At 71.6% G+C, this 11,718-nt stretch carries 15 protein-coding genes; 9 read left to right on the forward strand and 6 right to left on the reverse strand.

Features of this window, described 5'->3' with window-relative positions; translation table 11 throughout:
• Positions 1-11: 11 nt before the first annotated feature.
• Both NAG42_RS25465 and NAG42_RS25470 read right to left on the reverse strand, forming a co-directional pair.
• A complete protein-coding gene (locus NAG42_RS25465; RefSeq protein WP_250034526.1) occupies positions 12-1,505 on the reverse strand; it encodes a M28 family metallopeptidase in 1,494 nt (497 codons plus the stop codon).
• 97 nt (positions 1,506-1,602) lie between these two features.
• Positions 1,603-2,271, reverse strand: a complete 669-nt coding sequence (locus NAG42_RS25470) for an NUDIX domain-containing protein (RefSeq protein ID WP_250033539.1) — start codon at positions 2,269-2,271, stop codon at positions 1,603-1,605.
• Positions 2,272-2,330: 59 nt separating this feature from the next.
• On the opposite strand from NAG42_RS25470, the gene NAG42_RS25475 reads away from it, so the two are divergent.
• Positions 2,331-3,089: a DeoR/GlpR family DNA-binding transcription regulator gene (locus NAG42_RS25475; protein ID WP_250033542.1), complete on the forward strand. Its 759-nt coding sequence runs from the start codon at positions 2,331-2,333 to the stop codon at positions 3,087-3,089.
• Between the two features lie 8 nt (positions 3,090-3,097).
• Here the strand turns inward: NAG42_RS25475 and NAG42_RS25480 are convergent, their stop codons facing one another.
• A complete protein-coding gene (locus NAG42_RS25480; RefSeq protein WP_250033545.1) occupies positions 3,098-3,577 on the reverse strand; it encodes a methyltransferase family protein in 480 nt (159 codons plus the stop codon).
• 59 nt (positions 3,578-3,636) lie between these two features.
• On the opposite strand from NAG42_RS25480, the gene NAG42_RS25485 reads away from it, so the two are divergent.
• Both NAG42_RS25485 and NAG42_RS25490 read left to right on the forward strand, forming a co-directional pair.
• Positions 3,637-4,278 carry a TetR/AcrR family transcriptional regulator gene (locus tag NAG42_RS25485; RefSeq protein ID WP_250033547.1) on the forward strand — a complete coding sequence of 214 codons (642 nt, stop codon included), beginning with the start codon at positions 3,637-3,639 and terminating at the stop codon, positions 4,276-4,278.
• A 370-nt stretch (positions 4,279-4,648) separates the two neighbouring features.
• Positions 4,649-5,086 (forward strand): Imm63 family immunity protein, encoded by a 438-nt coding sequence (locus NAG42_RS25490; RefSeq protein WP_250033556.1) that lies wholly within the window; start codon positions 4,649-4,651, stop codon positions 5,084-5,086.
• 15 nt (positions 5,087-5,101) lie between these two features.
• Here NAG42_RS25490 and NAG42_RS25495 read toward each other — a convergent pair whose 3' ends face one another.
• Positions 5,102-5,413, reverse strand: a complete 312-nt coding sequence (locus NAG42_RS25495; RefSeq protein ID WP_250033558.1) for a ribosomal L7/L12 family protein — start codon at positions 5,411-5,413, stop codon at positions 5,102-5,104.
• Between the two features lie 56 nt (positions 5,414-5,469).
• Positions 5,470-5,883, reverse strand: coding sequence for a PPOX class F420-dependent oxidoreductase (locus tag NAG42_RS25500; RefSeq protein WP_250033572.1), 414 nt, complete (start codon positions 5,881-5,883; stop codon positions 5,470-5,472).
• Between the two features lie 78 nt (positions 5,884-5,961).
• Between NAG42_RS25500 and NAG42_RS25505 the strand changes: the two genes are divergently transcribed.
• Positions 5,962-6,144, forward strand: a complete 183-nt coding sequence (locus tag NAG42_RS25505; RefSeq protein ID WP_250033575.1) for a hypothetical protein — start codon at positions 5,962-5,964, stop codon at positions 6,142-6,144.
• On the opposite strand, the gene NAG42_RS25510 is transcribed toward NAG42_RS25505, so the two are convergent.
• Positions 6,141-7,094: a helix-turn-helix transcriptional regulator gene (locus NAG42_RS25510; protein ID WP_308201189.1), complete on the reverse strand. Its 954-nt coding sequence runs from the start codon at positions 7,092-7,094 to the stop codon at positions 6,141-6,143. The two genes, NAG42_RS25505 and NAG42_RS25510, sit on opposite strands and share 4 nt — an antisense overlap.
• 53 nt (positions 7,095-7,147) lie before the next feature.
• Here NAG42_RS25510 and NAG42_RS25515 point away from each other — a divergent pair, with 53 nt between their 5' ends.
• The 5 genes from NAG42_RS25515 (at position 7,148) to NAG42_RS25535 (ending at position 11,703) form a co-directional block, all read left to right on the forward strand.
• Positions 7,148-7,822, forward strand: coding sequence for an alpha/beta fold hydrolase (locus NAG42_RS25515; protein ID WP_250033577.1), 675 nt, complete (start codon positions 7,148-7,150; stop codon positions 7,820-7,822).
• Positions 7,823-7,958: 136 nt separating this feature from the next.
• The gene (gene ald, locus NAG42_RS25520; protein ID WP_250033580.1) at positions 7,959-9,074 is read left to right on the forward strand and encodes an alanine dehydrogenase; all 1,116 of its coding nucleotides are present in this window, start codon (positions 7,959-7,961) and stop codon (positions 9,072-9,074) included.
• Complete coding sequence (locus NAG42_RS25525) at positions 9,071-9,982, forward strand: site-specific tyrosine recombinase XerD (protein WP_250034528.1); 912 nt, start codon at positions 9,071-9,073, stop codon at positions 9,980-9,982. The genes ald and NAG42_RS25525 overlap by 4 nt, the downstream gene beginning before the upstream one ends.
• Positions 9,983-10,101: 119 nt before the next feature.
• Positions 10,102-11,031 (forward strand): ParA family protein, encoded by a 930-nt coding sequence (locus NAG42_RS25530; RefSeq protein ID WP_250033582.1) that lies wholly within the window; start codon positions 10,102-10,104, stop codon positions 11,029-11,031.
• A 3-nt stretch (positions 11,032-11,034) separates the two neighbouring features.
• Positions 11,035-11,703, forward strand: coding sequence for a zinc metalloprotease (locus NAG42_RS25535; protein WP_250033583.1), 669 nt, complete (start codon positions 11,035-11,037; stop codon positions 11,701-11,703).
• The last annotated feature ends 15 nt before the right edge of the window (positions 11,704-11,718 follow it).

Raw genomic sequence — 11,718 nt, forward strand, 5'->3', positions numbered from 1 at the left:
GCGCGTACGGGTCAGGACCTGGTGATTTTGACGTTGTCGACGGCGGCTTCGACCAGCGAGGCGGTGGACGCGTCGGCCGCTTCCACGCTGAGCCGGACGGTCTGGCCGGCGAACGACGACAGGTTGGCCGAAGCGGTGGCCCAGGCCGCGGCGCGATCGGTCGCGGCCGCCGACTGGGTGAACACCGTGGTGGTGGTGCTGCCCGAGACCACCCGGATGCGGACGTAGTCGGCGCTGGTCGCGTTGTTGAGGTGCGACAGGTACCAGCTGAAGCTCAGCGTCAGCGTGCCGGTCGGCAGGGTGATCGACGGGGACAGGATCGTCGTGGTGCCGCCGTCCACGTCGTTGGCGCCGGCGCTGGCCCCGGCCGTGGCTCCGGTCACCAGGTCGTAGGTGCCGCCGACCGCGGTGCCCAGCTGCGAGGTGATGGCGGCCGGGTCGGCGCGCTCGAAGCGGCCCGAGGTGGCCGTGTCGCCCGTGCCCGCCGTCCAGCCCTTGGCCGTCTCGAAGGTGTCCTCCCACACGGTCGTCCCGGTCGGCGGGGGAGTCGTCCCGCCGGCGGCGAGGGTCCAGACCGCGTACGCGATGGCGTCCGAGTTCCGGTCGAGCGCGGTGTCGTTGATGTTCGCGGTCGTGTCGCACGACGCGTGGTAGCACGGGTCGAACGCGGCCGCCGTGCCTCCCCACAGCTGCACCTGGGCGGCGGTCTTGCGGCCCTCGGCGCCGGTGAAGATGCCGCCGGCCGGGATGCCGTTCGCGATGAACGGGCCGTAGTCGCTGCGCCCGTCGAAGTCGGTGCCGCGGGTGGGCACGCCGATCGACGTGAAGTAGGCGGCCAGGGTGGCCTCGATCTGCGCCGAGCCGGACGGGCCGGGACCGGAGCCCGTACCGTCGGAGTTGTCACCGTCGTAGAGGAAGTAGCCCGGGTTGGGCGAGCCGACCATGTCGAAGTTCAGATACCCGGTGATCTCGCGCTTCTGCGCGGTGGTCAGCGAATTGACGTAGGCGGTGGACCCGCGCAGCCCGAGTTCCTCGGCGCCCCACCAGCCGAAGCGCAGGTGCCGGTCGGGCTGGAAGCCGGTGCGGGCCACGGCCAGCGCGACCTCGAGGTTGGCGGCCGAGCCGGAGCCGTTGTCGTTGATGCCGGGGCCGGCCGTGACGCTGTCGAGGTGCCCGCCGATCATCAGCGTGTTCGCGGTGTCGCCGCCCGGCCAGTCGGCGATCAGGTTGTAGCCGGTGGCGCCGTTGTAGGTGAATGACTGCTGCCGGGTGGTGAAGCCGGCCGCGTCGAGCAGGTTCTTGACGTAGGTCACGGAGGCCAGATAGCCGGGGCGGCCGTGGGCGCGGTTGCCGCCGTTGGCCGTGGCGATGCTCTGCAACTGCGACAGATGCGCCTTGACGCTGGTGACGGAGATGTTCGGGGCCGCGGCCAGCGCCGTGGTGGGTGCCGCCGCGGCCGGCCCGGTCGCCAGGCCCAGGACGAGGGCGGCGGTGGCGCCGAGGATGAGTGGTGCTCGCACGAAGGTCCTCCGTGTAGCTCGGGGGTGTGCCCGCGAGCATGTCAGCGGAGCTGACCCATGCACTCATCCCAATCAATACATATCAGGATGCCGGGGAAAACGGCCCGCTCAGCGCGGCCCACTGCAGCAACATGATGGTCTTGGCGTCGGCGATCCGCCCGTCGGTGGTGGCCCGCAGGGCCTCGTGGAAGCCGAGCTCGACCGGTTCGATGTCCTCACCCTCGTCGGCCACGCCGCCGCCGGGGCCGGTGCGGTCGGCCGCCGTGTAGGGCGCGGCGTAGAAGTGCAGGCGCTCGGTGACCGACCCGGGGCTCATCCAGACGCCGAACACGTGCTGCAACTCGCCGACGGTCACCCCGAGCTCCTCGGCCGCCTCGCGCCGGATCGCGCGGGCCGGGTCGTCGTCGTCGAGCAGACCGGCGGCGGCCTCGACGAGCATGCCGTCCGGGTGGCCGTTGACGTAGGCGGGGTAGCGGAACTGCTTGGTCAGCAGCACGGTGCGCCGCTCCCGGTCGTACAGGAGGATGGTCGCGCCGTCGCCGCGGTCGTACGTCTCGCGTTGCTCGGTGGTCCAACTCCCGTCGCGGTGGCGGTAGTCGAACGTCGTGCGGCGCAGCACATGCCACGCGGTGGCGAGCAACTCCACGTCGCGGATGACCACGTCGGGGTTGCCGGTCAGATCGCGGCCGGCCCGGTTGAGCCCGGTGCGGCCCCGGCTGTCGGGCCGGTCGATGCCCTTGATTCCGTTCATGGTCCGGTACGCTAACCGTTAAACGCGCAACAGTCGACAACAATGAGGAGAAACACGCAATGCTGCCGGCCGAGCGCCGCGACCTGCTGCTGGCCCGCCTGAGCGCGGACGGCAAGCTCGTCGCCAAGGACATCGCCGCGGAACTCGGCCTTCCCGAGGACACCGTCCGGCGCGATCTGCGGGAGCTGGCCGCGGCGGGTCTGTGCCAGCGGGTGTACGGCGGTGCGTTGCCGGCCGCCCCGGCCGCGGCCGACTACCAGACCCGGACGGCGGTGGCGCCCGGCAGCAAGAAGCGGGTCGCCGCCCTGGCCGCGAGCCTCATCCGCCCCGGCGCGACCGTGCTGCTCGACGGCGGCACGACGGCGCTGGCCGTCGTCGGCGCGCTGCCCGCCGATCGGCCGGCCACGATCGTCACGCACAGCGTCACCGTGGCCGCCGCCCTGGTCGGGCATCCGGCCGTCGAGGTGCTCGTGCTGGGCGGCCGGCTCTTCAAGCACTCCGCCGTCACGTGCGGTGCGGCCACCGCGGAGGCGGCGTCGGGCATCACGGCCGACCTCTTCCTGCTCGGCGTCACCGGGGTGCACCACCGGGCCGGGCTCACCACCGGCGACGCCGACGAGGCCGCCATGAAGCGTCTGCTCGCGTCGCGCGCGGCCGAGACGTACGTGCTGGCCAGCGCCGAGAAGGTCGGGGCGGTCTCGCCGTACGCGGTCCTGCCGTTCCCCGAGGTCACCGGCATCATCACCGACCGGCCGGGCGACGACCCCGAGCTGGCCCGGCTGACCGCCGCCGGAGCGCCGATGATCCGGGCCACGTAGCTCGTTCGTCACAGCCAGCGGCGGACCCGGGCGCGGTAGGCGTCGTACTCCTCGCCGAAGCGTGCCGACAGGTAGCGCTCCTCGGGGCCGACGACCAGAAGCTGGATGGCGACGAGCGGCAGCGGCACCAGCAGTAGCGGCCACCACGACCCGACGACCAGGGCGCCACCGGCGTGGACGGCCGCGAGTCCCGCGTACATCGGATTGCGGGACACACGGTAGGCACCCGTCGTGACCAGGGTGGTGACCGGCCGGTGCGGAACGATGGTGGTGCCCCGGCTGAGCACGCCGCGGACGCCGCCGACGGTCAGGGCCGCGCCGAGGACGGCCACGACGATCCCAAGCACGAGGGTGGCCGGCCGCCCGCCGATCGGCAGGGGTGCCACCTGTTGTGCCACCAGGCCCAGAGCGAACGCGGCGACGTAGTAGAGCGGGGGCGGAACGAGGATCACGCGGGCGCCTCGATGCGCCTCGACCGGCAGTGCCATGGTCATCACCTTTTTTCGGTAGAGTAAAACTCTACTTAATAGAGGACTACGCTACCGAGGTGGCTGTCAAGCGTCCGTACGAGTCGTCTCGGCGTCAGGAGCAGGCCCGGCTGACCCGCGGCACGATCCTGGACGCCGCCGCCGAGCTGTTCGTCGATCCCGGCTATGCGGCCACCCCGCTGGTCGCCGTGGCCGACCGGGCCGGGGTGGCCGTGCAGACCGTCTACAAGGTCTTCGGCAGCAAGAAGGCGCTGCTCTCGGCCCTGGTCGACGTGACCGTGGCCGGCGACGACGAGCCGGTGCCGCTGCCCCAGCGGCAGTTCGTGGCCGACATCCGGGCGCTGCCCGACGCGCGCGCCAAGCTGTCCCGCTACGCCACCCACCTGGTCGAGATCCACACCCGTCAGGCCCACGTGATGCTGGCCCTGGCCGGTGCCGCCACGGCCGACGCCGAGGCGGCCGCGATCTGGCGCAAGAATCTCGACGAGCGCCGCCAGGGCATGACCATGTTCGCGGCCGAACTCCTCGGCACCGGCCAGGTGCGGCCCGAGCACACCGCCGAGACGGTCGCCGACGTGCTCTGGCTGGCCATGGATGTGCGCAACTTCGACTACCTGGTCCGCGAGCGCGGCTGGCCGGTCGAGCGCTTCCATCACTGGTACGTCGACACGGTGGCCGCCGCGCTGCTGCGCGTCACTTAAGGGCATGTCCTGGATGCGTCCCGGGGTCCCGGGCGGCCAGGGTGAAGCCATGACCGCCCGTTCGTCCTGGTCGGTGCGGAGGACCACGGAACGCCCGGCGACGATCCGACGTGGACCTCGACGTGGGCCCACCTGACCGGCTGGAAGCGCTGGCTCTCGGTCGAGGGCACCGATCACCTGTCGTTCACCGACTACGCGCCACTGGCCGATCAGGCCGGCCGGCCGCTGCAACCGCTGGCCGGCGACCGCTGCCTGGAGATCACCCGGGCCCATGTGGCGGCGATCCTCGACAAGCACCTGCGGTTGCGCCCGGGGCCGTTGCCGCGTTATCCCGAGGTGATCTTCCACCATCCGGCCTACCGTTGAGGCCATGAAGCTCACCCGTGACTCCGGCCCCGGCAACTCGGAGTGGGGCCTCGAGGTGCTGCGGGCCGAGGTGACCCGCCTGGGCGCGCTGATCGGCGCTCCCGAGGCGGGCCTGGTCGCCTTCGAGCCCCGCGACGCCGCCCAGCCCTATGTCCTCGTCGACGCCGACGGCACCTATCACTGGCTCGTGGTCGAGCGGGGCGAGGTGCTCGAGGACCGCACCACCACGTCGCGCGACGAGCTCCTCTACTGGTCGTTCGACGCGACGACCTACGCGATGGCCGGCGAGTGGGCCACCCGGCATCCGGTCGAGGGCCAGGACTTCCGGGTCACCCTGTGGCTCCAGCAGTTCGCGCTGCTGCGCACCCTCGACCCCGACTGGGAGCAGCGCCGCCGCCGCGAGCTGGCCGACCGGGTCGCCGACCTCCCGCCGCTGCCCTGATCACCGCTGCCCTGACTACCGCAGCCCGCGCTGGTGGGCGATGCGTTCCACGGCGTCCTTGGCCTCGGCCAGGCCGGTGCCGGTCCGTTCGCGATAGACCTTGATGGCCTGGATGAACTCGCCCTTGACGAGGTGGGCGACGACCTCCGGGTCCTCCGTGGGCACCGGCTCCTCGATGCCGAGGTGGCCCATCACCAGATCCAGCTTGCGCTCGATCGCCGCCAGCCGGGCCGCCTCCCGCCCGCTGCGCTGACTGCGCCCGGAGGCCACGATGAGCCCCAGCCCCACGACGGCGATGACGATGGCGACCACGGTCAGGAGATCCATTCCCTCATCGAAGCAGGCGAGCGCTACCCCGGTTCCGCCCCGCCTGCGGTCGAGGGTCAGACGTCGCGGCTGGACAGGGTCAGGGAGTGGGCTTCGGTGTCGGGCTGGTCCAGGCCGAAGCTGAGGATGCGGCGCGGATGGATCCGGATGATCGGGGCCGCCGAGCCGTGCGCGGAGTCGGTGGGGGCGTCGATCGCCTCGGCCGTGCCCCGGATCTCGAGGCAGCGCACCCGCCACGGCGACGTCGACGGGACGTCGTCGACCACGAAGGCGACCTGCCCGGTGGCGGCGACGTTGCGGTATTTGTGGCTGGCCGCCATGGTGTGACCGGCGATGTCGATCGTGCCGGTGGCCTCGTTGAGGCGGAAGCCGACCGGGCTGTTCTGCAGCGTGCCGTCGGGGCGCAGCGTGGCCAGGCGGCCCAGCATCTGGCCGGCCAGGTAGGTGGTCTCGAGCTCGGTGAAGGGCATCCACCCACCCTGCAACCTCAAGTTCCGTTGAGGTCAAGGGCGACGATAGGGCCGCGCCGGAACGGGTATACGCCGATCATGAGCGATGCACACACCGAGCAGTACGAGGAGTTCGTGACCGAGGACGGCCCCGGGTCGGCCGACGGCAAGGCGGCCCCGGCCGAGCAGGAGGCGCACGGCGGCAGCATGGCCCCGGGCCTGGTCGACGACGCCGGCAACCAGATCGCCGAGCCACCGCCCAACCCGCAGGACCGTTTCTAGGGAGCCGCCTTGCCGAAGCGCGCGGCCACGGTAGCCACGGCGGCGCGCAGCTCGGGGCCTTCCTCGACGGTGAAATCGACCGGCACCGCGGCCAGCCACTCCTGGGCGTACATCTGGGGGTTGCCCGTGGTGCCGGTCAGCACGCAGCGGTCGCCGTCGGGCTCCAGGCGGCCCATCGGACCGCGGATGTAGGGTGCGACCGCGTCGTGGGGCGCGTGGAAGATCACCTTCGTCGGGTATTTCCAGCCGGCGCCCAGGTTCTGGTCGAGCGCGGCCACCGGGTCGAGGTTGTCCGGCGGCGTGAAGGTCTGCGGCAGCCGGCTGACCGCGCGGATCCGGTCGATGCGGTAGGTGCGGATCGCGTCGGCCCGGTGCGAGTGGCACAGCAGATACCAGCGGCCGAAGCGCACCACGACCGCCCACGGGTCGACCTCGGTGTCCCACGGGTCACCGCTCTCGCCGCGATAGGTGACCAGCACCCGGCTGCGGTCGGCCACGGCCGCGACGAGCGCGCTGGTCAGGGCCGGATCGGCGCGGGACGCCCGGCGGTCGGGGGCGGCCGACGCGTACGCCCGCAGGGCCGCCGCCTGCCGGCCGATGCTCTCGGGCAGGGCGCGGATGACCTTGCTGAGTGCCGCCCCGACCAGGTCGTCGGCGTCGATCGCGGCCGGCTGCCCGTCGAGCACCGCCATGACCAGGCCGAGCGCCTGCTCCTCGGTGAACACCACCGGGGGAAGCCGGGTGCCGCGGCCCAGCCGGTAACCCCCGTACGGCCCGCGGACCGCCTCGACCGGGATGCCGGCCTCGCGCAGGATCTCGATGTAGCGGCGGGCGGCACGCTCGGTCACCCCGAGCTGCTCGGCGAGCTGGGCCGCGGTGGTTCCCGGGCGGCCTTGGAGGATCTCGAGCGTGCGCAGCGCCCGCGCGGTGGGGCTCAAACCGGTTGGCACACCGACGACCGTACCGGAAGTAGAACGTCCTGATTCGGTCCTAGGTTGCTCTCATGACTGATGAACACATCGTGCTCGTGGGTGGCCTGTGGCTCGACGCCTCGACGTGGAGCGGCGTCGTGTCCGAACTGGAGAAGCGGGACCGCCGGGCCGTACCCGTGTCGCTGCCCGTCGAGCCGGAGACGACGCTCGACGACCAGGTGGCGGCGGTGCTCGCCGCCGTCGACGCGGCGCCCGGCCCGTCCGTCGTGGTGGGGCACTCGGCGGCCTGCTCGCTGGCCTGGATCGTGGCCGACCGGCGGCCCGGCCGGGTGGCCAAGGTGGTCCTGATCGGCGGCTTCCCCAACGCCGACGGGGAGGAGTACGCGAACTTCTTCCCGATCACCGACGGTCTCATGCCCTTCCCGGGCTGGGAGCCGTTCGAGGGGGCGGACGCGGCCGACCTCGACGAGCCGGCCCGGCAGGCGTTCGAGGCGGCGGCCGTGCCGGTGCCCGAGGGCGTGGCCAAGGCGGTCGTCCGGCTGACCGAGGAGCGGCGTTACGACGTACCGGTGGTGTTGATCTGCCCGGAGTTCACCCCGGCCCAGGTGCGCGAGTGGCTGGCCGGCGGTGATCTGCCGGAGTTGTCCAAGGTCAAGCATCTCGACCTGGTCGACATCGACTCGGGCCACTGGCCGCAGCTGACCCGCCCGGCCGAGCTGGCCGGCCTCCTGGCGCCCACCGTTTGACGAGGATCGATGCGGTCGGGAGCTGGCAAAGGGGGCATTTGGTGCGAAGCGCGGAGTAGTCTTCGGGCGGGGCGGCCCGAGCGAACAGGCCGCCGGGGGACGTCACTCAGCGTTGAGAAAGGACGGTGTCGGCTCCATGAAGGTCGGCATTCCCAGTGAGGTCAAGAACAACGAATTCCGGGTGGCCATCACGCCCGCCGGGGTCTACGAGCTCCGCCGGGCCGGGCACGACGTGCTGGTGCAGGCGGGGGCGGGGGCGGGGTCGTCGATCACCGACGGCGACTTCATCGCGGCCGGCGCGACCATCCTCGAGACGGCCGACGACGTCTGGGGCGAGGCCGAGCTCGTCCTGAAGGTCAAGGAGCCGATCGCCGAGGAGTACCCGCGCATGCGGCCCGGGCAGGTGCTCTTCACCTACCTGCACCTCGCCGCGTCCAAGGAGTGCACCGACGCGCTGGTCGACCGCAAGGTCACCGGCATCGCGTACGAGACGGTCGAGCTGCCCGACCGGTCACTCCCGCTGCTGGCACCGATGAGTGAGGTCGCCGGCCGCCTCGCGCCCCAGGTCGGGGCCTATCACCTGATGCGCTCCGGCGGCGGGCGCGGCGTGCTCATGGGTGGCGTCCCCGGTGTCTACGCGGCCAAGGTCGTGGTCATCGGGGCCGGCGTCTCCGGCATGAACGCCGCCGCCATCGCGCTCGGCATGCAGGCCGAGATCCTCGTGCTCGACCGCAACATCGCCCGGTTGCGCGCGGCCGACGCCGACTACCGCGGCCATCTGCAGACGGTGGCCTCCAACGCGTACGAGATCGAGAAGGCCGTCCTCGACGCCGACCTGGTCATCGGGGCCGTGCTGATCCCCGGCGCGAAAGCGCCCAACCTCGTCTCCAACGAGCTGGTGTCGCGGATGAAGCCGGGCAGCGTGCTCGTCGACATCTCGATCGACCAGGGCGGCTGCTTCGAGGACTCGCGGCCGACCACGCACGCCGACCCCGTCTACCAGGTGCACCAGTCGATGTTCTACTGCGTGGCCAACATGCCGGGCGCGGTGCCCCACACGAGCACCTACGCACTGACCAATGTCACCCTCCCGTACGCTCTGGAACTGGCCAACCTCGGCTGGCGGGACGCCCTGCGGGCCGACCGCGCGCTCGCCCTGGGTCTCAACACCCACGACGGGCGGGTCACCTACGGACCGGTCGCGGAGGCGCACGGCATGACCGCACTCGACCTGGCCGAGGTACTCAACTGACCGTCCAGCGCACCCTCGACGCCTACCTCGACCACCTCACCGTCGAGCGTGGGCTGTCGCGCAACACCCTCCTGTCGTACCGGCGTGACCTGGAACGATATGCGCGGGCGCTCGCCGAGGACGGGATCGACGATCTCGCCTCGGTGGGCGCCGGCCAGATCAACGACCATCTGGCCACCCTGCGCGCCGAGGGGCTGGCCGCGTCCTCGGCGGCCCGGGCGATCAGCGCGGTCCGTGGCCTGCACCGCTTCGCCGCGCGCGAAGGCCTGGTCACCGCCGACGTCGCGGCCGAGGTCCGCCCGCCCGCGCCGGCCAAGCGGCTGCCCAAGGCGCTCGACGTCGACCAGGTCACCCGGCTGCTCGACGTGCCCGCCGACAGTCCACTCGGGCTCCGCGACAAGGCCCTGCTCGAGTTCCTGTACGGGACCGGGGCGCGCATCTCCGAAGCCGTCGGGGCGGCCATCGACGACCTCGACCTGGGCGACGACGCCGCGGCCATCCTGCACGGCAAGGGCGGACGCACCCGGGTGGTCCCGATCGGTGGTTACGCGAAAGCCGCGCTGGGCGCTTATCTCGTACGGGGGAGACCCGCGCTCGCCGCGGCCGGCAAGGGGACACCGGCGGTCTTCCTGAACGCCCGCGGTGGACAGTTGTCGCGGCAGAGCGCCTGGACGATCCTGCACCGCGCGGCCTCGGCGGCCGGGCTGCCCGTCGAGGGACCGCACGCCGTGAGCCCGCACACTTTGCGGCATTCGTACGCGACCCATCTGCTCGACGGCGGGGCCGACGTGCGGGTCGTCCAGGAGCTGCTCGGGCACGCGTCGGTGGCCACGACGCAGGTCTACACGCTGGTCACCGTTGATCGACTGCGCGAGGTGTACGCGACCGCACACCCGCGCGCTCGTTAGAGCATTGCCCACCCATGGACGGCGACACGCCGACCGCTGAGCCCGGATCGACGGCACGCGTGGCGTACAGTCGGGCATCGGCTCCGGCGTTAACGAGTCGGGGGAGGGGGCGCGAGGGCATGGCAGGTAACGATCGGGCAGAGGCCTGGACCTCGGCGCTCCGCGAGCAGCAGGGCTCCATGGACCTCGGAGCCGACCTCGGCCCCGCCGACCCCACGGCGTACACGATGCGCCGGCCGATCCCCGAGCCGATGCCGACCGACCGGCACGGCCCCGCGCGGATCATCGCCCTGGCCAACCAGAAGGGCGGCGTCGGCAAGACCACGACGACGATCAACCTGGGCGCGGCCCTGGCCGAGTACGGCCGCAAAGTGCTGCTCGTCGACTTCGACCCGCAGGGCGCCTGCTCCGTCGGCCTCGGCGTCAACCCGCACAACCTCGACCTCAGCATCTACAACCTGCTCATGCAGGACGACGTGACCGCCGAGGACGTCATCATCAAGACCGATGTGGCCGGGCTGCACCTGCTGCCGGCCAACATCGACCTGTCCGCGGCCGAGATCCAGCTGGTCAACGAGGTCGCCCGCGAGATGGCGCTGGCCCGGGTGCTGCGCTCGGTCCGCAAGGAATACGACTTCATCCTGATCGACTGCCAGCCCTCGCTGGGCCTGCTGGCGATCAACGCGCTGACCATCGCGCACGGCGTGCTCATCCCGCTGGAGTGCGAGTTCTTCTCGCTGCGCGGCGTGGCGCTGCTGCTCGACACCATCGACAAGGTGCGCGAGCGGCTCAACTTCGACCTCGAGCTCGAGGGCATCCTCGCCACCATGTACGACTCCCGCACCACCCACTGCCGCCAGGTGCTGCAGCGCGTGGTCGAGGCGTTCGGCGACAAGGTCTACCAGACCGTGATCACCAAGACCGTGAAGTTCCCGGAGTCCACCGTGGCCGGCGCGCCGATCACCACGCTCGACCCGGCCTCCTCCGGCGCCCGCAACTATCGCCAGCTCGCCCGCGAAGTCATCGCCGCCAAGGCGGAGCGCGGCTGACCCATGCTCTTCGCCCTCGGCGAGCCGGTGGCTTTTGTCGCCCTGGTCGCCTCCTTCCTGCTCGCGCTCGTGCTCCGGGCCGTCGCCATCCGGCTCACCGCGCGCACCGTCGGCCTGGCCGAGCGCCGCGACTCGATCACCCCGCGCCTGCGTGAGGACGTCGACCCGTTCGGCGGGGTCGCGGCGGCCATCGGCGGCATGGGCTGGGGCAAGATGCTCTCGGTCGACGAGGTCCCCCGCCACCGCGGCAAGGCGCGGGCCATCGCCGTGTTCGCGGCCGGCCCGGTGCTGTGCATCGTGCTGTCGCAGCTGATCCTGCTGGGCTACCGGCTGGCCTACCCCGAAAATGTGCTGTCGTTAATCGGACCGGCCGACGTGCTGCTCGGCATCGGCCTGCCGATCGTCCACCAGGTGCCGTTGTCGCTGGCTGTGGGCCTGTTGTGCTTCGGCCTGCTGGCCCTGATCCCGATCCCCCCGCTGGACGGCTTCGGCATCCTCTACAACGCGGTGAACCGGCCCGGCCGGGGTCTGCAGTGGATGCGGCTGTGGTTCGAGGACAAGAACATCGGCGTATTGGTGCTGCTCGTCCTGTGTCTCTTCCCGCTGGGCGCGCCGTTCCTGCTGCAGATCCTGAACGCCCTCGGGCTGGTCTTCGTCCGCGTTTGGGGATAGCTACCGTGGACGTCC

It is taken from the genome of Paractinoplanes maris (assembly GCF_023544465.1).
GTDB lineage: Bacteria > Actinomycetota > Actinomycetes > Mycobacteriales > Micromonosporaceae > Actinoplanes > Actinoplanes maris.